The sequence below is a fragment of the Streptomyces sp. NPDC007264 genome (assembly GCF_042869095.1).
Classification (GTDB): domain Bacteria; phylum Actinomycetota; class Actinomycetes; order Streptomycetales; family Streptomycetaceae; genus Streptomyces.
This window is the reverse complement of the sequence record NZ_JBIAFD010000007.1, coordinates 52095-73870: the sequence shown is the minus strand read 5'-3', so window position 1 is coordinate 73870 and position 21776 is coordinate 52095. Positions and strand designations below refer to the sequence as shown.

Sequence of the window (21776 nt, the reverse complement as noted above, 5' to 3'; positions counted from 1 at the left end):
TGGCGCAAAAGGGGATGGCAAAACAGTTGAAGTCGGGACAGAATCCCCCAGCCGAAGGGCCTCGACTTACTCCAAGTAACAGCGGCCGCGATTACCAAGATTTGGTAAAGCGCGGCCGCCATGGGTCTCTTTGAGCGAATCTTTCACCTGGGCATCACAAGCCCGGACGTTTAGCGACTGGTCAGAACAGGGCCCGCGCGAGCGCCCGGCGCGCCACGGCCACCCGCGGGTCCTCGGAGCCCACCACCTCGAAGAGTTCCAGCAGCCGCAGCCGTGCGGCGTCCCGGTCCTCCCCGGCCGTGCGCTGCACGGTCTCGATGAGCCGCCCGAACGCGTCCTCCACGTGTCCGCCCACCAGGTCCAGGTCCGCCGCGGCGATCTGCGCCTGCACGTCACCGGGCCTGTCGGCGGCGTCCTTGCGCACCTGCTGCGGGTCCAGGTCGCGCGCCCGCTGGAGCAGTTCGGCCTGGGCGAGGCCCAGCTTGGCCTCCGTGTTGGACGGGTCGTCGCTCAGCACGTTCTTGTACGCCTGGACGGCACCGCCCAGGTCGCCCGCGTCCAGGGCCTGCACGGCGGCTTCGAGGGCCGCGTCGTGGGGGCCCGCCGGGACCCGGGGGGCCACCGGGGCGGCGCCCGGCTCGGCGTCGGGGTCGACCGCCAGACCCGTCAGCCCGAAGCGCTGCTCGGCGACCTGGACGAGCTGGTCGAGGGTCCCGCGGATCTGCTGCTCGGGGGCGGCACCCTGGAAGAGGGGCAGCGCCTGCCCGGCGACGACGGCGAAGACCGCCGGAATCCCCTGGACACCGAACTGCTGCATCAGCATCTGGTTGGCGTCGACGTCGATCTTGGCGAGCACGAACCGGCCGTTGTACTCGACGGCCAGCCGCTCCAGGACGGGGCTCAGCTGCTTGCAGGGCTGACACCACTCGGCCCAGAAGTCGATGACGACCGGCACCTCCGTGGACTGCTGGAGGACGTCGCGCTCGAATCCCGCCTCGTCGACGTCGATGACGAGGTCGGCCGGGGAGACCGCCCCTCCCCCACCCTGCCGGGCCGATTCGGCGCGCGCCTGCTCCGCCTTCGCCTTGGCCTCCTGGGCGGCCTTCACCGCGGCGAGGTCGACGACTCCGCTCATGGACATGTTCCGTGGCTGCATGAGTACATCCTCCCCCCTTCCGCGTGCCGCTGTGAAAAGCGCTGTGAAAGCCGCGACCCCCGGGTCGCGTGCCACGTCGGGTCCCCACCCGGCGCCCGTGGTCGTCGCTCGCGCACGCGCCACCCGGGGCGGCGCCCACGCTTTCGCTACGGGTCGTAGCGTAACCGCCTCCGCGGATCGCCGCGACCGGAACCCCGGTGATCTCCCTCACGACTTCACACGACGTACGGATATGGCCACCGGAGCGGCCGGTTATCGTCACTGCCATGCATGACAGCACTCCCGCCCCCCGCACGGGGCGCCCGCGCAGCGCCACCGCGAACGCAGCGATCCTGGCGGCGACGCGGGAGGCGCTGGTCGAGCTGGGCTGGTCGAAACTCACCCTGCAGGACGTGGCGACGCGGGCGAACGTCGCGAAGACGACGCTCTACCGCCGCTGGGCGGGCAAGAACGAACTCGTGGTGGACGCGGTGGCGGCCCTCTTCGACGAACTGGAAGTGCCCGACCGGGGCAGCCTGGCCGCGGACATCGAGGGCGTGGTGCTGCAGTTCGCGGCCATCCTCGACCGCCCGGAGGCCAGGAGCGGCCTGATGGCGGTCGTGGCGGAGTCGACCCGGGACGCGGCGCTGCGCGAACGCATCCGCGCCTCGATCGTCGACCGCCAGAAGCGTCTGGTCCTGGAGGGCCGGGCGCGCGCGACGGCGCGCGGCGAACTGCCCGCCGACACGGGCCCCGAGGACGCCGACCGCACCGTCGGCCTGATCTTCGACATGGTGGCGGGCGCGGTGGTCCACCGCACGCTGGTGAGCGCCGAACCCGTGGACGAGGAGTGGGCCCGGCGGTTCACGACGGTGCTGCTCGGCGGGCTCGCGTCGGCCGTCGCCTGACGGCACACCGGTACCGAACCCTTGTCGGGGTGACATGTCACCGTCATGATGGACGGCAGAAATCTACTCGCATAGATCCCTGGTGACTCCGCACGGATCTTCAGGGGATCCGCACGGATCCGCACGGATCCGCGTGCTGTCCGTCGCAGGTTCGTCCCGGCACCACCCCACCGACAGTGCGTCCTCGACCACTCGCTCCCGGGAGGATCGATCCACGTGAGACCCCGCCACACCCGACGGCACCGTGCCGTCGCCGCCCTCGCGGCATCCCTGCTGGCCCTGTGCGCCGGCCAGGCCCTCGGCGCCCTGCCGGCCACAGCCGCCGCGCCCGCCCCCACCCCCGCGTCCTCGTCCCCGTCCCCGGTCTCCGCGGCGGAGGACCAGGCCGCCCGCGCGATAGCCGGCTCGCTCTCCGACTCCGCGTGGCGCGCCCGGGTGCGAACCGCCGTACTCGCCTCCGACGAGGTGCCCGTCACCGCGCTGGCCGGCCGGGCCGGCGGCACCCTGAAGGCCGCTCTGGCCCGGGCCGACCGCCGGATCGCCGCGGCGAAGGGCCTGGACGCCGGCGTGGGGTCCCTGCTGCGGCTGCGGCTCGGGGCCCCCTCCATGCGCGCCGCGCTGTCCGCGGGGACCGCCCCGTGGGTCGCCGCGGCCGCCTCGGACGACGACGCCGCGACGGTCACCGCCTACGACGGCCGCGGCCGCGCCCACACGCTCGACGCCCGCACGGCGCCCTCGCACCCCGTGTACGTCGTCGACATCGACGGCTCCAAGGCGCTGGCGGCCGGTCTGGACGTCATGCGGCGGGAGTTCGGCCGGAACGGCGTGGCCTCCGCCGCCCCCTCCCCGGCGAGGGAGCAGGCACCCGCCCGCCGCGCGCAGGCGGGGACGGCCGCCGCCGGCTTCTGGACCACCCGCATCACCGCGGTGGAGCTCCAGGACGACGAGGAGCCCTGGGTCAAGGGCGACGCCGAGATCTACACCCTGGTCACCGGCTTCGGGCAGGACGGCAAGGTCCGCGTCGACCCCGTCGACATGCCGTACCTGGACAACGACCACACGGTCTACCGGCCGAACCAGATCCTGGTCAACTGGTCGAACTACAAGTACGACCTGGCCGACGCCGTGATGATGGAGGAGGACGGCAGCACCAACTACCGCGACCTCGCCAAGGCCATCGCGACGGCCCTGCTCACCATCGCCGACCAGGGCGTCTACATCCCCCTGGTGAACGCGGTCCTGGACGCCATGCCGAACGACTGGTGGACGGACGACCCGGACTACGCCGACTCCTGGTACACCCTGGCCCAGAACGACAACGGCACCCGCAACGGCGCCCGGGGCAACGGCTGGATGACCGTGGAGCCCTACTTCGTACAGCAGTTCTGAGGCTCACCGGAGCGCGCACGGCACGGCACCGGAAGGGCACCGGAAGGGCACCGGAAGGGCACCGGAACGGAACGGGCCGGCGGGACGGGTTCCCGCCGGCCCCCTCGTGTGCGGCCGTCAGAACTGCGCGGGTTCGACGTAGCCGCCCCACTCGTCCCGCAGCGCCCCGCAGATCTCTCCGAGCGTCGCCTCGGCCCTGACGGCGTCCAGCATCGGCCCGATCATGTTCGATCCGTCGCGTGCGGCGGCGAGCATCGCGTCCAGCGCCCAGCGCACGGCCGCGTCGTCGCGCGCCGCCCTCCGCTCGCCCAGCACCCGCACCTGCTCCCGCTCCACCTCGTGGCTGACCCGCAGGATCTCCAGGTCCCCGGTGACCGACCCGGTGTGGACGTTCACGCCCACCACCCTCTTGTCGCCCTTCTCCAGCGCCTGCTGGTAGCGGAACGCGGACTCCGCGATCTCGCCCGTGAACCAGCCGTCCTCGATGCCCCGCAGGATCCCGGAGGTCATCGGCCCGATGGGGTGCTGCCCGTCGGGATGCGCCCGCAGGCCCCGCTCCTTGATCTGGTCGAAGATCTTCTCCGCGTCCGCCTCGATCCGGTCCGTCAGCTGCTCCACGTACCACGAACCGCCCAGCGGATCGGCGACATTGGCGACCCCGGTCTCCTCCATGAGCACCTGCTGGGTCCGCAGCGCGATCTCCGCCGCCTGTTCGCTCGGCAGCGCCAGCGTCTCGTCCAGCGCGTTGGTGTGCAGGGAGTTCGTCCCGCCCAGCACCGCCGCCAGCGCCTCCACCGCGGTGCGCACCACGTTGTTGTACGGCTGCTGCGCGGTCAGCGAGACACCGGCGGTCTGTGTGTGGAAGCGCAGCCACTGGGCCTTCTCGCTCCTGGCCCCGTACACGTCGCGCAGCCAGCGCGCCCAGATGCGGCGAGCCGCCCGGAACTTGGCGATCTCCTCGAAGAAGTCGACGTGCGCGTCGAAGAAGAAGGACAGCCCCGGGGCGAAGACGTCCACGTCGAGCCCGCGGCTGAGCCCCAGTTCCACGTATCCGAACCCGTCCGCCAGGGTGTACGCCAGTTCCTGGGCGGCTGTCGCGCCCGCCTCCCGGATGTGGTAGCCGGAGACGGACAGCGGCTTGTAGGCGGGGATGCCGGCCGCGCAGTGCTCCATCAGGTCGCCTATCAGCCGCAGGTGCGGCTCGGGCTGGAAGAGCCACTCCTTCTGGGCGATGTACTCCTTGAAGATGTCGGTCTGCAGCGTGCCGTTCAGCACGGCCGGATCGACGCCCTGCCGTTCGGCGGCGACCAGGTACATGCAGAAGACGGGCACGGCGGGACCGCTGATCGTCATGGACGTCGTGACGTCGCCCAGCGGAATGTCCTTGAACAGCACCTCCATGTCCGCCGCCGAGTCGATCGCGACACCGCAGTGCCCGACCTCGCCGAGGGAGCGGGGGTCGTCGGAGTCGCGGCCCATGAGGGTCGGCATGTCGAAGGCGACGCTGAGGCCGCCGCCTCCGGCCTCCAGGATCATCTTGTAGCGCTCGTTCGTCTGCTCGGCGTTGCCGAACCCGGCGAACTGGCGGATCGTCCAGGTGCGCCCTCGGTAGCCGGTCGGGTACAGACCGCGAGTGTACGGGTACTCACCCGGCCAGCCGATGCGTTCGAAGCCCTCGTAGGCATCGCCGGGCCGCGGTCCGTAGACCGGCTCCACGGGGTCACCCGAGAGCGTGGTGAAGTCCGCCTCTCGCTTGCGGGAGGCGTCGTAGCGGGCCTGCCAGCGGCGGCGGCCCTCCTCGATCGCTTCAGCGTCCATACCCTCGAATTTACTAGGACGTCCTAGTACATGTCGACGGCAGACCGCCGTACGCGTCGTCGTACGGCGGTGCGAACCGGTTCTCAGGCCTTGGCGACCGCGGGCTCCGCGTCCGCGATCCTGGCCTCCAGCTCGCGGCTGACCCCGCGCTCCACGAAGAAGGCCGCCGTGGGAATCGTCCCCGCCAGCAGCACCCACAGCTGCTTGCCGACCGGCCACTTCGCCTTGGAGCCGAGGTCGAAGGCGACGACCAGGTAGAGGACGTAGAGCCAGCCGTGCGCGATGCCGACGACGCGGGTGAAGTCCGCGGCGCCGTTCACGTCCAGCACGTACTTGGCGATCACACCGAGGGTCAGCAGGACCAGCAGCACACCGGTGACGTAGGCCATCACGCGGTAGCGGGTCAGCACGCTCTTTTTCATGGCTACGAGCGTAACCGTCGTTTTGGGGGGATCTTCGGGCGCCCCGGCGCGACGCGTGGCGCGGCTACTCCGGTTCGAAGTCGCCCGCGGCGACGCGCAGCGGACGCAGCATCGCGAAGATCTCCGCGCATTCCTCCGCGTCGTACACGCCGAGCCCGAAGTCCATCGCCATCAGGTCCCGGGTGGCCGCGTCGCAGACCTCGCGGCCCTTGTCGGTGATGGAGGCGAGGGTGCCGCGGCCGTCATGGGGGTTGGGCCGCTTGGCGACGAGGCCGGACCGCACGAGGCGGTCGACCGTGTTCGTGACGGACGTGGGGTGCACCATGAGCCGCTCGCCGATCTTGGACATCGGCAGCTCCCCCGCCTTGGAGAAGGTGAGCAGCACCAGCGCCTCGTACCGCGCGAAGGTCAGTCCGTACGGTTTCACGACCGCGTCCAGCTCGCCGAGCAGGATCTGCTGGGCCCGCATGATCGAGGTGATCGCGGCCATGGACGGCACGCTCCCCCACCGCTGCTTCCAGTGCTCGTCGGCGCGGGCGATGGGGTCGAAGGAGAGACTGAGGGGCTTCGGCACGGATCCGACCTTACCGGCCGGTCACATGGTGGTCAGCCCTGTCTCGCCTTTCGGTCGCCCCCTGACCGCGCCCCGGTCGCCACCACCGCCGTCCGCCGCACCTCCACGGCCCGGCGGACCACACCCCGGCGCCGCGGCCGGGGCGGGAGGTACGGGCACTAGGGCCGCGACGCCCGTCGCAGTGCGTGGCGGACCGCTCGCCCGGCCACCGGGCCCAGGTCGTCCAGCGCCGTCACGAGCGACGCCAGCTGGTCCAGGGCGCCCAGCGCCGAGCGCGCCCCCTGGGCGTCGACCCCCTCGTAGAGCTCGATCCCGACGAAGGACGCCGACACCGCGCGGGCGAGCCCCCCGGCGTCGGCGAACCCGGCCAGCGGCGTCGCCGCCAGTGCCCGCACCAGCACCTGCTCGATCTCCGCGATCCACAGCTCGATGCCCGCCGCCGCCGCCGACGCCAGACGGGGATGGGTCTGCGCCCCGGCCAGCAGCTGGCCGAGCACCGCCACCTGCCCCGCCGCCTTCTCCTCCTCGTGCATCTCCCGCCCGAACGCCAGGAGCTCGGCGAGCGAGCCGATCCGGTCGAGCCGGTCCCGGTAGCGCGCCACCCGCTGCTCGGTCCCGTACCGGCACGCCGCCGCCAGCAGTTCGTCCACCGAGCCGAAGTGGTAGAAGACCAGCGCCTGGTTGACCCCGGCGGCCGCCGCGATCGTACGCGCCGAGGTCCTGGCGATCCCCTGCTCGGTGAGCGTCCGCAACGCCCCCTCCAGTAATTTGGCCTTGGTCGCCCCGCTCACGCTCTCGCCTCCTCCCGCACCGGCCGCAGCCCGGGGCGCACCCCGCACGCGCCGACGTCCGCGTACGAGGCGGTGAAGGAGCCCTCGTAGCCGAACAGCGGCCCGGCGTACCGGTTCACCACCCGCACCCGGATCCGGAAGCGCCCCGAGGACTCGTCGAACGACTCCCGCACCTCCGCCTCCCCGCCGATCAGGCCGGGCACCCGCACGTCCACCGGCCCCTCCCGGAAGCGGTGTTCGCCGGAACGGATCAGCAGCGACCCGTCCGGCTCCGCCCGGAAGTGCAGGTCGCTCGCAAGGTGCTGGTGCGTGCCCAGATAGTCCAGGATCCGGTCGCCCTTCGGGCTCAGCACCATCTGCGCGTCGAAGCGGCGTGCGCGGCCGGGCAGGCGGAAGGTGCGCACGAAGGTCACCGTCTCCCGCCCGAAGGTGTCCCGGTACGGCACGTTCTCGATGGTGAAGGGAACGTCGCGCCCCTCCTCGGGGACGAGGATGTGGCGGGTGCCGCCGAGCGCCAGGAACGGTTTCACCCACCGCCCGCCGTGCCAGATGCGGTCCATCACCCCGCGCCCGACGCACGCCTCGCCGCCGGCCAGGCCCACCGAGAAGCGGCGTCGCAGCTGCGGGTGCAGCCGCTCGAAGCCGGCGCCCATCACCTGCCGGAAGATCGAGGTCATGACTGCCCCTCCAGGGTCGCGAGGAGACGCGGGGTGCAGGCGCGCGTGGGCGGGGTGCGCAGGCAGCGGCGCGCCGCCGGGGTGTGCGGCGAGGGCGCGGCGAACAGGGCCAGCGAGACGGCGACGAGCAGCAGCAGCGGGCACAGGTACGCCAGGGACGACGTCAGGGGGCCGAACAGGCGGCCGGCGGAGTCCACCATGCCGAGGCCCGTGCAGGCGACGGTGACGACGAGCGTCCGCACCGCCAGCTCGGCCAGCCAGTTCAGCCGGGCCCGCTCGGGGGTGATCCCCCGCTCCAGCCACAGCCGCAGCCGGTCGAAGGACCAGGCGGTCGCCCAGCCCATCAGCGGGCGGAAGAAGAACCGGTCCGCGAGGGCGCCCAGGCGGCCCCAGCGCGGCCGGTAGTCGTAGCCGGTGAGGAAGCGGACGCCGTCGCCGTCGGGGACGTAGCGCCAGTAGCCGCTCCCCTCGGCGAGCAGGGACAGCGGGTGGGGGGAGGAGAAGCGCAGCGCGGAGGTGCGCGTGCCGTCCGGCCGCGTTCTCTCGCCGGCCGACACCCCGGTGCCGGAGACCGTCAGGAAGGGCAGGACGCGCGTGGCGTACCGGAAGCGCTGCGGTTCACCCGCCGCGCGCGGAAGCAGGTCGATCTCGGTGAAGCGGAGGTCCCAGCGCCGGTGTTGCGCCGGGTCCTGGGTCCGTGCCCACAGTTCGTCGACGTCGCCGCGTATGTGCGCCTCTATGTAGAGCCCCATTGCGAATCCCCCGTGTCAATGGCCTCTTTGAGCGACCGCTCAAGCAAGTGCCCTGACTCTACAGGAGGGTTGAGCGGTCGCTCAAACCCCGGGGCCTGCCGACCGGCAGCGGGGCCGGGCCGCGGGGGTACCCGGACATGACGGAACCCCGGCCCTCATGACCGGGGTTCGGTGCCGCGGCGCGCCGTCGCCGACCGCGGGTCAGTCCGACAGATACCGCTCCACCGTCGCCACCTTCGAGGTGAGGCCGTCCGTCACACCGGGGCGGATGTCCGCCTTCAGGACGAGGGAGACCCGCGGCGCGCGCGCCTCGACCGCCGCGACGGCCCGCTTCACGACGGCCATCACCTCGTCCCACTCGCCCTCGACCGAGGTGAACATCGCATCGGTACGGTTCGGCAGACCCGACTCCCGCACGACCCGGACGGCGTCGGCGACGTACTCTCCCACATCCTCGCCGACGCCCAGCGGCGTCACGGAAAACGCGACGATCACGCGTTCACGATCCCTTCCTTGCGGGCGCGGGCGGCGATGACGGCGTCCTCGGCCTCACGGCGCAGCCTGCGCTCGGCGAAGAAGCCGCCGGTGGGCAGCACGGAGAGGAGGAAGTAGACGGCGGCGGTCCGCACGCTCCACTTGGCGCGGTTCCAGGCGTCCGCCCAGAAGACCACGTACAGGATGAACAGGACCCCGTGGATCGAGCCCATCACGGGGACCGCGTCGAAGTCCGTGGTGCGCTTGAGCACCGAGCAGACGAGCAGCAGCAGGAAGGAGACGGCCTCGGGGGCCGAGACCAGGCGGAGCCGGCGGAGGGCGGTGGCGGTCTTTATGTCCACGGGTCACCTTCGGTGGGGGATCGTCGACGCCTTGTGAACGCAGGCACAAGAACCCGGCCATTGTGCCATCCGGCGCCCGCCCGACGGGGCAGGGGTGTCCGGGCGGCGCGCCCTCGCGACGCCGCCCGGACACCCCTGAGGGTCCGGTCCGGGCAGGGATCCACCCCTGGTATCTGTCCGCTCCGCCCGCCCGGCGGTTACCGTCACCCCGTGGCGATGTTCCGACTCCAAGGCAGCAAGGTGCTGGCCGTCGACATGACCGGGGACGCCGTGAAGGCGAAGAACGGCTCCATGGTCGCGTACGACGGGCAGATGGCCTTCAAGAAACTCAGCGGCGGCGGTGAGGGGATCCGGGGAATGGTGACCCGGCGACTCACCGGCGAGCAGATGACCGTGATGGAGGTGAGGGGTCAGGGGACCTGCTGGTTCGCCGACCGGGCCTCCGAGATCAACCTCGTGAACCTTCAGGGGGACAAACTGTACGTCGAGTCGAGCAACCTGCTCGCGACGGACGCCGGCCTGCGCACGGGCACGACGTTCACCGGTCTGCGCGGCGCCTCCCAGGGCAACGGCCTGTTCACCACCACGGTCGAGGGCCACGGCCAGGCGGCGATCATGTCGGACGGCCCCGCCGTGGTGCTCCGGGTGAGCGCGCAGTACCCGCTGACCGTCGACCCGGGCGCGTACATCGCGCACCAGGGAAACCTGCGCCAGTCGTTCCAGTCCGGGGTGACGTTCCGCACACTGCTCGGCGAGGGCGGTGGCGAGGCGTTCCAGATCCGCTTCGAGGGGGACGGACTGGTCTACGTCCAGCCCAGCGAGCGCAACACGATCGCGGGGGACCTCTGATCATGGGCTTCCGCGAAGTGAACGCGAAGATGATCGAGGCGACGGTGGTGCCCGGACAGCGGCTGTACAGCCAGCGGGGCGCGATGCTCGCCTACCAGGGCGAGGTCTCCTTCACCCCCAACGTCCAGGGCGGCCAGGGCGGCCTCATGTCGATGATCGGCCGCCGCGTCGCGAACGAGGCGACACCGCTGATGACGGTCGAGGGCAACGGCACGGTGCTGTTCGGGCACGGCGGCCACCACATCCAGGTGATCGCCCTCACCGGCGACACGCTGTACGTGGAGGCGGACCGCCTGCTCGCCTTCGAGGGCACCCTGCAGCAGGGGACCATGTTCATGGGCTCGCAGGGCGGCGTCATGGGCATGGTCCGCGGCCAGGTCACCGGCCAGGGGCTGTTCACGACCACCCTCAAGGGGCACGGCGCGGTCGCCGTCATGGCGCACGGCGGTGTCTTCGAGGTGCCGATCACCCCGCAGCGCCCGGTCCACGTGGATCCGCAGGCGTACGTCGCGCACCACGGCGACGTGCGCAACAAGCTGTCCACGGCGCTCGGCTGGCGCGACATGGTCGGCCGGGGCTCCGGCGAGGCGTTCCAGCTGGAGCTGAGCGGCAGTGGTGTGGTGTACGTCCAGGCGTCGGAGGAGAAGCTGTGACCACCTACCCGGGCGCCGGCCCCGTCATCCACGACCCGATGACCCTGCCGGCCGACGACAACGTGAACAAGTACACCTTCTGCGTGGAGCTGAAGGGGAGCCAGTGGTTCCTGCAGAAGGGCAAGATGATCGCCTACTACGGCTCGATGGAGTTCAACGGCGTCGGGCACGGCCGCCTCGACCGTCTCGTCCGCACGTCTTTTCATTCGCCACTGCACGCGAGCGACTGGGTGGTGGCGGAGGGCTCGGGCAAGATGCTGCTGGCCGACCGGGCCTTCGACGTGAATTCCTACGACTTGGACGAAGGCAATCTGACCATTCGCTCGGGCAACCTCCTCGCTTTTCAGCCAAGTCTCTCGCTCAAGCAGTCGATCATTCCCGGCTTCCTGACGCTGATCGGGACCGGCAAGTTCGTGGCCGCGTCCAACGGTCCGGTGGTGTTCATGGAACCCCCGATCCGGGTGGACCCGCAGGCCCTGGTCGGCTGGGCCGACTGCCCCTCCCCGTGCCACCACTACGACCATGGGTACCTGACGGGCGTATGGGGCGGTCTACGTGCGATGACGGGTCTCGGAGGGGCCTCCGGGGAGGAGCACCAGTTCGAGTTCGTCGGAGCGGGCACGGTGCTGCTCCAGTCCTCGGAGACGCTCATGGCGGAGCAGGCCACGGGAGCGGTCCCGCAGGAGCCCGGCGTACCGGGTGGCGGCGGGGTGCCCGGCCACCAGGGAGGGCAGCCGGGGACACCGCGCCTTCCCGGACAGCTGGGGGACCTCCAGCGTCGCTTCGGTCTGTGAGCGGTAGTCTGCGGAGTGTGACGTCGAACGCGTGCGCACTGTCACACCACCCGTACTAGTTCGCCATTCAACCTTTTAGGTAGACTTCATTCATGGAGACCGAGACGGCCACGCGCTGGCTGACCGATGCGGAGCAGTGCGCCTGGCGCACCCACCTGGAGGTCAACAGGCTGTTGACGTACCAGCTCGAAAGGGACCTGCAGCCGTTCGGCCTGACAATGAACGACTACGAGATCCTGGTGAACCTCTCGGAGTCGGAGGGCGTACGGATGCGGATGAGCGACCTCGCGGCCGCCACCCTCCAGTCCAAGAGCCGGCTGTCGCACCAGATCACGCGCATGGAGAACGCCGATCTGGTACGCCGCGAGAACTGCGAGTCCGACCGCCGGGGTCTGTACGCGGTCCTGACGCAACACGGCATGGAGACGATGCAGAAGGTCGCGCCCCACCATGTGGCGTCCGTGCGGCGCCACTTCATCGACCTGCTGTCTCCCGACGACCTGGAGCAGCTGCACAAGTCGCTGCGGCCGATCGCCGAGCATCTGCGGGGGCAGCGGGGCAAGCTCTAGCTCTCGCTCCAGCGGCGCGGGCGCGCGGGACGACGGCCCGTGCCCGCGCCGGCCCGCGCCGGCCCGCGCCTCGGGTGCTCCGGCGGGGCCGCGGCCCGTACACATCCGCTTGTACGGGTCCCGGCGGGACCCCAGCCGTAACCCCGCCCGGTCGTCGCGCGGTTGTGCCCGGTGCACGGTGGGCCGCAAGCGCGACAAGGGGGGCGTCGTCCATGGCGAACGGCAGCACGCTCGAACCGTCCGACAGTCTCAAGGCGTTCGGAGCCGCACTGAAGGTGTTCCGGGAACGGGCCCTGTTGAATCAGGAGCAGCTCGCCGAGCGGCTCGACTACTCGCACGCGTCGGTCGCTTCGGTGGAGCAGGGGCGGCGGATGCCGACCGCGCAGTTCGTCGAGCGGGCGGAGGAGGTACTGGAGGCGCTGGGGGTGCTGCGGGCCATGGTCCGGCACCTCGGGCGGCAGCGGGGGCTGGCGGTCTGGTTCCGGGAGTGGGCGCACCTGGAGGAGACGGCCGTCGGGCTGTGCACCTACGAGTGCCGGGTGGTGCCGGGACTGCTGCAGACCGAGGCGTACACCCGGGCGGTCATGCTCGACGTGCCGCCGCCGCCCACCGCGGAACAGCTCGAACAGCGTCTCGCCGCACGGCGGGTGCGGCAGGAACTGCTGCACCGGGAGCCGCCGGTCGCGTTCAGCTTCATCGTCGAGGAGTCGGTGCTGCTGCGGCACACGGGGGGCGAGGAGGTGACCCGTGAGCTGCTCGGCCATCTCCTCGCCTGCACCGAACTGTGGCACGTGGAGCTACAGATCATGCCGCTGCGGCAGCCGCACCACGCGGGCACCGACGGGCCCATGCAACTGCTGGAGACCCCCGAGCGCCAGTGGCTCGGCTACGCGGAGGGGCAGAAGACCGGCCAACTCATTTCCGACCGGGAAGCGGTGAGCGTCATGCAGATGCGCTATGCCAGGATGCGCTCCCAGGCCCTGTCCCCTGCGGACTCGGGGGAGTTGTTGCGGCGGATGCGAGGAGCGCCATGACCGACAGCGAGCTGAACTGGTTCAAGAGCAGCCACAGCGGATCCGAGGGCGACAGCTGCGTGGAAGTCGCCCACGCCCCCGGCACCGTGCACGTCCGTGACTCCAAGGAGCAGCACGGGCCACACCTCGCGGTCTCCGCCTCCGCCTGGGCCGGATTCCTCGGCTACGTGAGGTAGCAGCGGGCGACGCGGGCCGACGGGAGCGCTATGAGCACCGACAGCGAGCTGAACTGGTTCAAGAGCAGCCACAGCGGATCCGAGGGCGACGACTGCGTGGAAGTCGCCCACACCCCCGGAACCGTGCACGTCCGTGACTCCAAGGAGCAGCACGGGCCACACCTCGCGGTCTCCGCCTCCGCCTGGGCCGGATTCCTCGGGTACGTGAGGTAGCAGCGGGGCGCCCGCGGTCGTGCGGGCACCGCGCGTCGGACGGCACCACGGTGATCGGCGGACCGGTCCCGCCCCGGGAGGCCCCGGCGAGGCTCTTCCGAGGGCGTGAGCGGGACGGGTCCGCGGATCTCCCGTCCCTGCCCGCGCCGGGCCGGGCGTCAGCTCCGCGTCAGCCCGGCCACGAGTTCGTCGGCCGCACGGTACGGATCCAGCCGTCCCGCCACGATCCGCTCCGCCAGCGCGTCCAGCCGCCGGTCGCCGTGCAGGTCGCCGATCCGCTCCCGCAGGGCGGTCACCGCGATCGTCTCGACCTCGTGGGCGGCACGGGCCCGCCGGCGCTCGGTCAGCACCCCGTGCTCCTCCATCCACGCCCGGTGCTTCTCCAGCGCCTCGACGACCTCGTCGACGCCCTCGCCGCGCGCCGCGACCGTCTTCACGATCGGCGGGCGCCAGTCGCCCGGGGCACGGGACTCCCCCAGGCCCAGCATGTGGTTCAGCTCGCGCGCGGTCGCGTCCGCGCCGTCGCGGTCGGCCTTGTTGACGATGTACACGTCACCGATCTCCAGGATGCCCGCCTTCGCGGCCTGGATGCCGTCGCCCATCCCCGGGGCCAGCAGGACGACGGAGGTGTCCGCCTGGGAGGCGATCTCGACCTCCGACTGGCCGACGCCGACCGTCTCCACCAGGACCACGTCGCAGCCCGCGGCGTCCAGCACCCGGATCGCCTGCGGTGCGGCCCAGGCGAGGCCGCCCAGGTGCCCGCGCGTCGCCATCGAGCGGATGTACACGCCGGGGTCCGACGCGTGCTCCGACATGCGCACCCGGTCGCCGAGCAGCGCTCCGCCGGAGAAGGGCGAGGACGGGTCGACGGCCAGGACGCCGACCCGCTTGCCCTGCTTGCGGTAGGCCGTGACGAGGGCCGATGTGGACGTCGACTTGCCGACGCCCGGTGAGCCGGTCAGGCCCACCACATAGGCTCCGCCGGTCAGCGGCGCGAGCGCCGCCATGACCTCCCTGAGCTGTGGGGACGCCCCCTCGACCAGGGAGATCAGCCGGGCCACGGCTCGTGGCCTGCCTTCCCTGGCCTGGGCGACCAGCGAGGAGACGTCCTGCATCACAGCTCCGTTCGAGTAGAGACGTACAGAATGCTCAGGCCTTGGGTACCCGCACGATCAGTGCGTCACCCTGACCGCCGCCGCCGCACAGCGCGGCCGCGCCGACGCCGCCGCCGCGCCGCTTGAGCTCCAGGGCCAGGTGCAGGACGACCCGGGCGCCGGACATGCCGAGCGGGTGACCGAGGGCGATCGCACCGCCGTTGACGTTCACCTTTTCGGTGGAAACGCCGAGGTCCTTCATGGACTGCACGGCAACGGCGGCGAACGCCTCGTTGATCTCCAGCAGGTCGAGGTCGGAGACCTCCAGGCCCTCCTTCTTCAGGGCGTGCAGGATCGCGTTCGACGGCTGCGACTGGAGGGAGCTGTCCGGCCCGGCCACGTTGCCGTGGGCGCCGATCTCCGCGATCCACTCCAGGCCCAGCTCCTGAGCCTTGGCCTTGCTCATCACCACCACGGCCGCGGCGCCGTCCGAGATCTGCGAGGAGGTGCCGGCGGTGATCGTGCCCTCCTTGCCGAACGCCGGGCGCAGCTTGCCCAGCGACTCGACCGTCGTCTCGCCGCGGATGCCCTCGTCCTGGCTGAAGACGACCGGCTCGCCCCTGCGCTGGGGCACCTCGACCGGTGTGATCTCCGCCTCGAAGACGCCGTTCTTCTGGGCGGCCGCGGCGCGCTGGTGGGACAGGGCCGCGATCTCGTCCTGCTCCGGGCGGCCGATGCCGAGGCGAGTGTTGTGCCGCTCGGTGGACTCGCCCATGGCGATGCCGTCGAAGGAGTCGGTCAGGCCGTCGTACGCCATCGAGTCGATGATCTCGACCGCGCCGTACTTGTAGCCCTCGCGGGACTTCGGCAGCAGGTGGGGGGCGTTGGTCATGGACTCCATGCCGCCCGCGACGATCACGTCGAACTCACCCGCGCGGATCAGCTGGTCGGCGAGCGCGATGGCGTCGAGGCCGGACAGACAGACCTTGTTGACGGACAGGGCCGGGACGTTCATCGGGATGCCCGCCTTGACGGCGGCCTGACGCGCCGGGATCTGCCCCGCCCCGGCCTGGAGCACCTGGCCCATGATGACGTACTGCACCTGGTCGCCCCCGATCCCCGCACGGTCGAGGGCGGCCTTGATCGCGAAGCCGCCGAGGTCGACTCCGGAGAAGGACTTGAGCGAGCCGAGCAGCCGTCCCATCGGAGTGCGGGCACCCGCGACGATGACGGATGTCGTGCTGTTGGTTGCAGACATGTGGTGCGATCCCCTTCCAGCTTGCACAGCTGAGGAGTGAACGAGGGTTTACCTCGAATGTACTGAGGGGCGGTCCGCCACGTCATCGGGCCGTGGGTGTGATCGCGCGCACGTTGCGTAACCAGCCGCGGGACGCTGCACTGATGGCATGCTGACGCGAATCGACCACATCGGGATCGCCTGTTTCGATCTCGAGAAGACCGTTGAGTTCTACACCTCGACCTACGGCTTCTCCGTCTTCCACACCGAGGTCAACGAGGAACAGGGGGTGCGCGAGGCCATGCTCAAGATCAACAACACGGACGACGGCGGCGCCTCCTACCTCCAGCTCCTCGAACCCATCCGCGAGGACTCCACCGTCGCGAAGTGGCTCGCCAAGAACGGCGAGGGTGTCCACCACATCGCCTTCGGCACGGCCGACGTGGACACGGACGCCGCCGACATCAAGGACAAGGGCGTCCGGGTCCTGTACGAGGAGCCACGGCGCGGCTCCATGGGGTCGCGGATCACCTTCCTGCACCCGAAGGACTGCCACGGAGTTCTGACGGAACTCGTCACTTCGGCGGCTGTTGAGTCGCCTGAGCACTGACTCCCGTACATAAGGGCCGGTAGGGTTGGGGAGGTCGCCGCTCCATCAGGGCGACCGGGTCCCGCCTGACCGGTGGGACGCGTGTCCGGGGTCCGGGTTTCGGGGGACGAGCGTCGGGGCAGCAGCCCATGCTCCGCCGTTGATCTGACACCATTCCCCGGGGGCCCCGTCCGGCGGATGGACGGAGCTCGTTCGGAGAAGCTTGCGACCAGGGGACGGATGGGACCGCGCAGTGCGGGGCTACGAACGCCAGGAGCGAGAGCCGGCGGCTGACGTCGACCACCTCTCTCGGTTCGAGGCCGAGATGGAGCGGCTGAAGACCGAGCGGGAAAAGGCGATCCAGCACGCCGAGGACCTCGGCTACCAGGTCGAGGTACTGCGCGCCAAGCTGCACGAGGCGCGCCGCACGCTCATGTCCCGCCCCGCCTACGACGGGGCGGACCTCGGCTATCAGGCCGAGCAGATGCTCCGCACGGCGCAGATGCAGGCGGACCAGCTGCGTGCGGACGCCGAGCGCGAGCTGAGCCAGGCCCGCGCGCAGACGCAGCGCATCCTCCAGGAGCACGCGGAGCAGGCCGCCCGCCTCCAGGCGGAGCTGCACGCGGAGGCGGTCGCCCGCCGCCAGCAGCTCGACCAGGAGCTGGCGGAGCGCCGGCAGACCGTCGAGTCGCACGTCAACGAGAACGTGGCCTGGGCCGAGCAGCTGCGCGCCCGCTCCGAGGCCCAGGCCCGCCGTCTCGTCGACGAGTCGCGCGCCGAGGCCGAGCAGGCGCTGGCCGCCGCCCGCGCGGAGGCCGAGCGGCTCACCGCGGAGGCCCGGCAGCGGCTCCAGGGCGAGGCGGAGGGCGCCCGCGCGGAGGCCGAGCAGCTGCTGCGCCGGGCCCGTACGGACGCCGAGCGGCTGCTGAACGCCGCGTCCGTCCAGGCCCAGGAGGCCACCGCCCACGCCGAGCAGCTGCGCTCCAGCTCGGCGACCGAGTCGGACGCCGCCCGCCGGCAGGCCACCGAGCTGAGCCGGACCGCCGAGCAGCGGATGACCGAGGCGGACGCCGCGCTGCGCGAGGCGCGCGCCGAGGCGGACAAGGTCGTCGCCGAGGCGAAGGAGGCCGCCGCCAAGGCGCTCGCGGGCGCGGAGTCGGCCAACGAACAGCGCACCCGCACCGCCAAGGAACAGGTCGCCCGGCTGGTCAGCGAGGCCACCAAGGAGGCGGAGGCCACCAAGTCCGAGGCCGAGCAGGTGGTCGCGGACGCGCGCACCGAGGCCGAGAAGATCCTCGCGGAGGCCGCGGAGAAGGCCCGCAGCATCACGGCCGAGGAGACCGCCTCCCAGCTCGCCAAGACGGCCCGTACGGCCGAGGACGTCCTCAACAAGGCGTCGGAGGACGCCAAGGCGACCACGAAGGCCGCCACCGAGGAGGCCGAGCGGATCCGCCGGGAGGCCGAGGCCGAGGCGGACCGGCTGCGCGCCGAGGCGCACGACATCGCCGAGCAGCTCAAGGGCGCGGCGAAGGACGACACCAAGGAGTACCGCGCCAAGACGGTCGAGCTCCAGGAGGAGGCGCGCCGGCTGCGCGGCGAGGCCGAGCAGCTGCGCTCCGAGGCGGTCGCCGAGGGCGAGCGGATCCGTGCCGAGGCCCGGCGCGAGGCCGTCCAGCAGATCGAGGAGGCGGCCGAGACCGCCGAGGAGCTGCTCGCCAAGGCGAAGGCCGACGCCGACGAGCTGCGCCAGGCGGCCACCTCCGACAGCGAGAAGGTGCGCACCGAGGCCATCGAGCGCGCCTCGATGCTGCGCCGCCAGGCCGAGGACGCCCTGGAGCGCGCCCGCAAGGAGGCCGAGCGGCTGCGGGCCGAGGCCGCCGAGCAGGCCGAGGCGGCCAAGGAGGAGGCCGAGCGGGCCGCCCGCGCCCTGCGCGAGGAGACCGAGCGCGCCGTCGAGGCCCGCCGCGAGGAGGCCGCCGAAGAGCTGGCCCGCCTGCGGTCCGAGGCCGAGCAGCGGCTGACCTCCGCCGAGCAGGCGCTGGACGACGCCCGCGCGGAGGCCGAACGGATCCGCCGCGAGGCCGCCGAGGAGACCGAGCGGCTGCGCACCGAGGCCGCCGAGCGCATCCGCGCGCTCCAGGCGCAGGCCGAGACCGAGGCCGACCGGCTGCGCACCGAGGCCGCCGCCGACGCGTCCGCCTCCCGTGCGGAGGGCGAGGCCGTGGCCGTGCGCCTGCGGTCGGAGGCGGCGGCCGAGGCCGAACGGCTCAGGACGGAGGCGCAGGACACCGCCGACCGGGTACGGGCCGAGGCGCAGGCGGCGGCCGAGCGCCTGGGCGCGGAGGCCACGGAGACGCTCGCCGCCGCCCAGGAGGAGGCCGCCCGGCGCCGCCGCGAGGCCGAGGAACTCCTCGGCGCGGCGCGTCAGGACGCCGACCAGGAGCGCGAGCGGGCCCGCGAGCAGAGCGAGGAACTGCTCGCGGTGGCGCGCGCCCGGGTCGAGGAGGCCCAGGCCGAGGCCGTACGGCTGGTCGAGGAGGCCGACCGGCGCGCGACCGAGATGGTGTCGGCGGCCGAGCAGCACGCCCAGCAGGTGCGGGACTCCGTGGTCGGGCTGCACGAGCAGGCGCAGGAGGAGATCAGCGGCCTGCGCTCCGCCGCCGAGCACGCGGCGGAGCGTACGCGCAGGGAGGCGCAGGAGGAGGCCGACCGGGTCCGCGCCGACGCCTACGCGGAGCGCGAGCGGGCCGCCGAGGACGCCGGCCGCGTCCGGCGGGAGGCCACCGAGGAGACGGAGGCCGCCAAGTCGCTCGCCGAGCGGACGGTCTCGGAGGCGATCGCGGAGGCCGAGCGGCTCCGTTCGGACGCCGCCGAGTACGCCCAGCGCACGCGGACGGAGGCGTCGGACACCGTCGCCTCCGCCGAACAGGACGCGGCACGCACGCGTGCTCAGGCGCGCGAGGACGCCAACCGGATCCGGTCGGACGCGGCCACCCAGGCGGACACCCTCATCACTCAGGCGCGGTCGGAGGCCGAACGGCTCACGGTGGAGACCGCCGCCGAGGCGGAGCGGCTGCGCGCCGAGGCCGCCGAGACGGTCGGGGCCGCGCAGCGGCACGCCGAGCGGATCCGCGGCGAGTCGGAGCGGGTCAGGGCCGAGGCGGCGGCGGAGGCCGAGCGGGTGACCGCCGCCGCGCGCGAGGAGGCCGAGCGCACCCTGGACGAGGCCCGCAAGGACGCCAACAAGCGGCGTTCCGAGGCGGCCGAGCAGGTCGACACGCTCATCACGGAGACCGCGTCCGAGGCCGACAAGCTCCTCTCCGAGGCGCAGCAGAGCGCGCGCAAGACGACGGCGGACGCCGAGGCGCAGGCCGACACGATGGTGGGCGCGGCCCGCAAGGAGGCGGACCGGCTGGTCGCCGAGGCGACGGTCGAGGGCAACTCGATGGTCGAGCGGGCCCGTACGGACGCGGACGAACTGCTCGTCGGCGCGCGCCGGGACGCCACCGCGATCCGGGAGCGCGCCGAGGAGCTGCGCGACCGCCTCACGACCGAGATCGAGGAGCTGCACGAGCGGGCGCGGCGCGAGTCGGCCGAGGCGATGAAGTCGGCGGGCGAGCGGTGCGACGCGCTCGTCAAGGCCGCCGAGGAGCAGCTGGCGAAGGCCAAGGCGCAGGCGAAGGAGATCGTCTCGGAGGCCAACTCCGAGGCGGGCAAGGTCCGCATCGCCGCCGTCAAGAAGGCCGAGGGGCTGCTGAAGGAGGCCGAGCAGAAGAAGGCCTCGCTGGTCTCGGAGGCCGAGCAGATCAAAATCGAGGCGATCCGCGAGGCCCGCAAGGCGGTCGAGGAGGGCAAGCGGGAGCTGGAGATCCTGGTGCGCCGGCGCGAGGACATCAACGCCGAGATCTCCCGTGTCCAGGACGTGCTGGAGGCGTTGGAGTCCTTTGAGGCCCCGTCCGGCGCCAAGGACGGGGGCGTCAAGGCGGGCGCCGCCGTGGGGGCGCCCCGTTCGGGTGGCAAGGGGTCAGAAGGGTAGCCGGATCCGCCGATTCTGTGCTTGCCGGGACGATTCGTACGCCCTCTGGCAAGACCTGGGACCGTCAGCCACCCAAAAGGAGTGTCATTCTCCAGATCAAACACGTATCCGCTCGATGACACGCCGCATTGGCGCCTAGGATTCCCTCTATCACCTCACCGGTCTCATTCGACAGGAACCCCATGAGCGACACTTCCCCCTACGGCTTCGAGCTTGTGCGGCGTGGGTACGACCGCGCTCAGGTGGACGAACGGATCTCCAAGCTCGTCTCCGACCGTGACAGCGCTCTCGCCCGCATCACCGCTCTGGAAAAGCGCATCGAGGAACTCCATCTCGAGACGCAGAACGCCCAGGCTGCCGTCAGCGACGCGGAGCCGTCGTACGCGGGCCTCGGTGCGCGCGTCGAGAAGATCCTCCGCCTCGCCGAGGAGGAGGCCAAGGACCTGCGCGAGGAGGCCCGCCGCGCCGCCGAGCAGCACCGCGAGCTCGCCGAGTCGGCAGCTCAGCAGGTGCGCAACGACGCGGAGTCGTTCGCCTCGGACCGCAAGGCCAAGGCCGAGGACGAGGGCGTCCGCATCGTCGAGAAGGCCAAGAGCGACGCCTCCCAGCTGCGCGCCGAGGCGCAGAAGGACGCGCAGTCCAAGCGTGAGGAGGCCGACGCCCTCTTCGAGGAGACCCGCGCCAAGGCCGCGCAGGCCGCCGCCGACTTCGAGACGAACCTCGCCAAGCGGCGTGAGCAGTCCGAGCGCGACCTGGCCTCCCGTCAGGCCAAGGCCGAGAAGCGCCTCGCCGAGATCGAGCACCGCGCCGAGCAGCTGCGCCTGGAGGCCGAGAAGCTCCGCACGGACGCCGAGCGCCGCGCCCGCCAGACGGTGGAGACGGCCCAGCGTCAGGCCGAGGACATCGTGGCCGACGCGAACGCCAAGGCCGACCGCATCCGCTCGGAATCCGAGCGCGAGCTGGCGGCGCTGACGAACCGTCGCGACTCCATCAACGCCCAGCTCACCAACGTCCGCGAGATGCTCGCGACGCTCACGGGCGCGGCGGTGGCCGCGGCCGGCACGCCGTCGACGGACGACGAGCCGATCTCCCGCGGGGTTCCGGCACAGCAGTCCCGGTGAGCGCCTGACCGCGCGACCGGCTGACGACGCCCTGGGCCCGCACCCTTTCGGGGGTGCGGGCCCTCGGCGTCGAGTGGCAGGGCACGATCCCCGGTCTTAGCGTGGCCGC

The 21776-nt window shown here is 71.9% G+C and carries 23 protein-coding genes; 12 read left to right on the top strand and 11 right to left on the bottom strand.

Features of this window, described 5'->3' with window-relative positions:
* Positions 1–181 precede the first annotated feature (181 nt).
* Complete coding sequence (locus ACFYMU_RS13805) at positions 182–1156, bottom strand: tetratricopeptide repeat protein (protein WP_388372371.1); 975 nt, start codon at positions 1154–1156, stop codon at positions 182–184.
* Between the two features lie 266 nt (positions 1157–1422).
* Here ACFYMU_RS13805 and ACFYMU_RS13800 point away from each other — a divergent pair, with 266 nt between their 5' ends.
* Positions 1423–2043 (top strand): TetR/AcrR family transcriptional regulator, encoded by a 621-nt coding sequence (locus tag ACFYMU_RS13800; RefSeq protein WP_388372369.1) that lies wholly within the window; start codon positions 1423–1425, stop codon positions 2041–2043.
* Positions 2044–2259: 216 nt separating this feature from the next.
* The gene (locus ACFYMU_RS13795; protein WP_388372367.1) at positions 2260–3432 is read left to right on the top strand and encodes a DUF3103 family protein; all 1173 of its coding nucleotides are present in this window, start codon (positions 2260–2262) and stop codon (positions 3430–3432) included.
* A 117-nt stretch (positions 3433–3549) separates the two neighbouring features.
* Here the strand turns inward: ACFYMU_RS13795 and ACFYMU_RS13790 are convergent, their stop codons facing one another.
* The 8 genes from ACFYMU_RS13790 to ACFYMU_RS13755 form a co-directional block, all read right to left on the bottom strand.
* Entirely contained in the window at positions 3550–5250 is a 1701-nt protein-coding gene (locus tag ACFYMU_RS13790; RefSeq protein WP_388372365.1) for a methylmalonyl-CoA mutase, read from the bottom strand.
* An 83-nt stretch (positions 5251–5333) separates the two neighbouring features.
* Entirely contained in the window at positions 5334–5672 is a 339-nt protein-coding gene (locus tag ACFYMU_RS13785) for a DUF3817 domain-containing protein (RefSeq protein WP_388372363.1), read from the bottom strand.
* 64 nt (positions 5673–5736) lie between these two features.
* Positions 5737–6246, bottom strand: coding sequence for a MarR family winged helix-turn-helix transcriptional regulator (locus ACFYMU_RS13780; protein ID WP_388372361.1), 510 nt, complete (start codon positions 6244–6246; stop codon positions 5737–5739).
* A gap of 158 nt (positions 6247–6404) precedes the next feature.
* Positions 6405–7037: a TetR/AcrR family transcriptional regulator gene (locus ACFYMU_RS13775; protein ID WP_388372359.1), complete on the bottom strand. Its 633-nt coding sequence runs from the start codon at positions 7035–7037 to the stop codon at positions 6405–6407.
* Positions 7034–7714, bottom strand: a complete 681-nt coding sequence (locus ACFYMU_RS13770; RefSeq protein WP_388372357.1) for a DUF4166 domain-containing protein — start codon at positions 7712–7714, stop codon at positions 7034–7036. The genes ACFYMU_RS13775 and ACFYMU_RS13770 overlap by 4 nt, the downstream gene beginning before the upstream one ends.
* The gene (locus ACFYMU_RS13765; protein WP_388372356.1) at positions 7711–8466 is read right to left on the bottom strand and encodes a hypothetical protein; all 756 of its coding nucleotides are present in this window, start codon (positions 8464–8466) and stop codon (positions 7711–7713) included. The genes ACFYMU_RS13770 and ACFYMU_RS13765 overlap by 4 nt, the downstream gene beginning before the upstream one ends.
* Before the next feature lie 201 nt (positions 8467–8667).
* Positions 8668–8961 (bottom strand): MTH1187 family thiamine-binding protein, encoded by a 294-nt coding sequence (locus ACFYMU_RS13760; RefSeq protein ID WP_388372354.1) that lies wholly within the window; start codon positions 8959–8961, stop codon positions 8668–8670.
* Complete coding sequence (locus tag ACFYMU_RS13755) at positions 8958–9302, bottom strand: DUF3817 domain-containing protein (protein ID WP_388372353.1); 345 nt, start codon at positions 9300–9302, stop codon at positions 8958–8960. Before ACFYMU_RS13755 ends, ACFYMU_RS13760 begins: the two co-directional genes overlap by 4 nt.
* Before the next feature lie 216 nt (positions 9303–9518).
* Between ACFYMU_RS13755 and ACFYMU_RS13750 the strand changes: the two genes are divergently transcribed.
* The 7 genes from ACFYMU_RS13750 (at position 9519) to ACFYMU_RS13720 (ending at position 13590) form a co-directional block, all read left to right on the top strand.
* Positions 9519–10151: an AIM24 family protein gene (locus tag ACFYMU_RS13750; protein ID WP_388372896.1), complete on the top strand. Its 633-nt coding sequence runs from the start codon at positions 9519–9521 to the stop codon at positions 10149–10151.
* 2 nt (positions 10152–10153) lie between these two features.
* On the top strand, positions 10154–10804 hold the full coding sequence (locus ACFYMU_RS13745) for an AIM24 family protein (protein ID WP_388372351.1): 651 nt from the start codon (positions 10154–10156) through the stop codon (positions 10802–10804).
* Positions 10801–11598, top strand: a complete 798-nt coding sequence (locus tag ACFYMU_RS13740; protein ID WP_388372349.1) for an AIM24 family protein — start codon at positions 10801–10803, stop codon at positions 11596–11598. The genes ACFYMU_RS13745 and ACFYMU_RS13740 overlap by 4 nt, the downstream gene beginning before the upstream one ends.
* Before the next feature lie 92 nt (positions 11599–11690).
* Complete coding sequence (locus tag ACFYMU_RS13735) at positions 11691–12167, top strand: MarR family winged helix-turn-helix transcriptional regulator (RefSeq protein ID WP_388372347.1); 477 nt, start codon at positions 11691–11693, stop codon at positions 12165–12167.
* Between the two features lie 212 nt (positions 12168–12379).
* Positions 12380–13201 (top strand): helix-turn-helix domain-containing protein, encoded by an 822-nt coding sequence (locus tag ACFYMU_RS13730; protein ID WP_388372345.1) that lies wholly within the window; start codon positions 12380–12382, stop codon positions 13199–13201.
* Entirely contained in the window at positions 13198–13377 is a 180-nt protein-coding gene (locus ACFYMU_RS13725; RefSeq protein WP_388372343.1) for a DUF397 domain-containing protein, read from the top strand. The genes ACFYMU_RS13730 and ACFYMU_RS13725 overlap by 4 nt, the downstream gene beginning before the upstream one ends.
* A gap of 30 nt (positions 13378–13407) precedes the next feature.
* Complete coding sequence (locus ACFYMU_RS13720) at positions 13408–13590, top strand: DUF397 domain-containing protein (RefSeq protein ID WP_388372341.1); 183 nt, start codon at positions 13408–13410, stop codon at positions 13588–13590.
* 158 nt (positions 13591–13748) lie between these two features.
* On the opposite strand, the gene meaB is transcribed toward ACFYMU_RS13720, so the two are convergent.
* A complete protein-coding gene (meaB, locus tag ACFYMU_RS13715) occupies positions 13749–14705 on the bottom strand; it encodes a methylmalonyl Co-A mutase-associated GTPase MeaB (RefSeq protein ID WP_388372340.1) in 957 nt (318 codons plus the stop codon).
* Positions 14706–14739: 34 nt separating this feature from the next.
* Complete coding sequence (locus ACFYMU_RS13710; protein WP_388372338.1) at positions 14740–15942, bottom strand: acetyl-CoA C-acetyltransferase; 1203 nt, start codon at positions 15940–15942, stop codon at positions 14740–14742.
* Positions 15943–16090: 148 nt separating this feature from the next.
* Between ACFYMU_RS13710 and mce the strand changes: the two genes are divergently transcribed.
* The 3 genes from mce to ACFYMU_RS13695 all read left to right on the top strand — a co-directional run bounded on the left by mce (position 16091) and on the right by ACFYMU_RS13695 (position 21667).
* On the top strand, positions 16091–16531 hold the full coding sequence (gene mce, locus ACFYMU_RS13705) for a methylmalonyl-CoA epimerase (protein ID WP_388372336.1): 441 nt from the start codon (positions 16091–16093) through the stop codon (positions 16529–16531).
* 232 nt (positions 16532–16763) lie between these two features.
* Complete coding sequence (gene scy, locus ACFYMU_RS13700) at positions 16764–20546, top strand: polarized growth protein Scy (protein ID WP_388372334.1); 3783 nt, start codon at positions 16764–16766, stop codon at positions 20544–20546.
* Positions 20547–20728: 182 nt separating this feature from the next.
* Positions 20729–21667: a cellulose-binding protein gene (locus tag ACFYMU_RS13695; RefSeq protein ID WP_388372332.1), complete on the top strand. Its 939-nt coding sequence runs from the start codon at positions 20729–20731 to the stop codon at positions 21665–21667.
* The last annotated feature ends 109 nt before the right edge of the window (positions 21668–21776 follow it).

What these genes read in the sequence shown, in the direction of transcription:
- ACFYMU_RS13805 (WP_388372371.1), bottom strand. Translation starts at nt 1,156, where the DNA reads ATGCAGCCACGGAACATGTCCATGAGCGGAGTCGTCGACCTCGCCGCG.
- ACFYMU_RS13800 (WP_388372369.1), top strand. Translation starts at nt 1,423, where the DNA reads ATGCATGACAGCACTCCCGCCCCCCGCACGGGGCGCCCGCGCAGCGCC.
- ACFYMU_RS13790 (WP_388372365.1), bottom strand. Translation starts at nt 5,250, where the DNA reads ATGGACGCTGAAGCGATCGAGGAGGGCCGCCGCCGCTGGCAGGCCCGC.
- ACFYMU_RS13785 (WP_388372363.1), bottom strand. Translation starts at nt 5,672, where the DNA reads ATGAAAAAGAGCGTGCTGACCCGCTACCGCGTGATGGCCTACGTCACC.
- ACFYMU_RS13770 (WP_388372357.1), bottom strand. Translation starts at nt 7,714, where the DNA reads ATGACCTCGATCTTCCGGCAGGTGATGGGCGCCGGCTTCGAGCGGCTG.
- ACFYMU_RS13765 (WP_388372356.1), bottom strand. Translation starts at nt 8,466, where the DNA reads ATGGGGCTCTACATAGAGGCGCACATACGCGGCGACGTCGACGAACTG.
- ACFYMU_RS13750 (WP_388372896.1), top strand. Translation starts at nt 9,519, where the DNA reads ATGTTCCGACTCCAAGGCAGCAAGGTGCTGGCCGTCGACATGACCGGG.
- ACFYMU_RS13745 (WP_388372351.1), top strand. Translation starts at nt 10,154, where the DNA reads ATGGGCTTCCGCGAAGTGAACGCGAAGATGATCGAGGCGACGGTGGTG.
- ACFYMU_RS13735 (WP_388372347.1), top strand. Translation starts at nt 11,691, where the DNA reads ATGGAGACCGAGACGGCCACGCGCTGGCTGACCGATGCGGAGCAGTGC.
- ACFYMU_RS13730 (WP_388372345.1), top strand. Translation starts at nt 12,380, where the DNA reads ATGGCGAACGGCAGCACGCTCGAACCGTCCGACAGTCTCAAGGCGTTC.
- ACFYMU_RS13725 (WP_388372343.1), top strand. Translation starts at nt 13,198, where the DNA reads ATGACCGACAGCGAGCTGAACTGGTTCAAGAGCAGCCACAGCGGATCC.
- ACFYMU_RS13720 (WP_388372341.1), top strand. Translation starts at nt 13,408, where the DNA reads ATGAGCACCGACAGCGAGCTGAACTGGTTCAAGAGCAGCCACAGCGGA.
- meaB (WP_388372340.1), bottom strand. Translation starts at nt 14,705, where the DNA reads ATGCAGGACGTCTCCTCGCTGGTCGCCCAGGCCAGGGAAGGCAGGCCA.
- ACFYMU_RS13710 (WP_388372338.1), bottom strand. Translation starts at nt 15,942, where the DNA reads ATGTCTGCAACCAACAGCACGACATCCGTCATCGTCGCGGGTGCCCGC.
- mce (WP_388372336.1), top strand. Translation starts at nt 16,091, where the DNA reads ATGCTGACGCGAATCGACCACATCGGGATCGCCTGTTTCGATCTCGAG.
- ACFYMU_RS13695 (WP_388372332.1), top strand. Translation starts at nt 20,729, where the DNA reads ATGAGCGACACTTCCCCCTACGGCTTCGAGCTTGTGCGGCGTGGGTAC.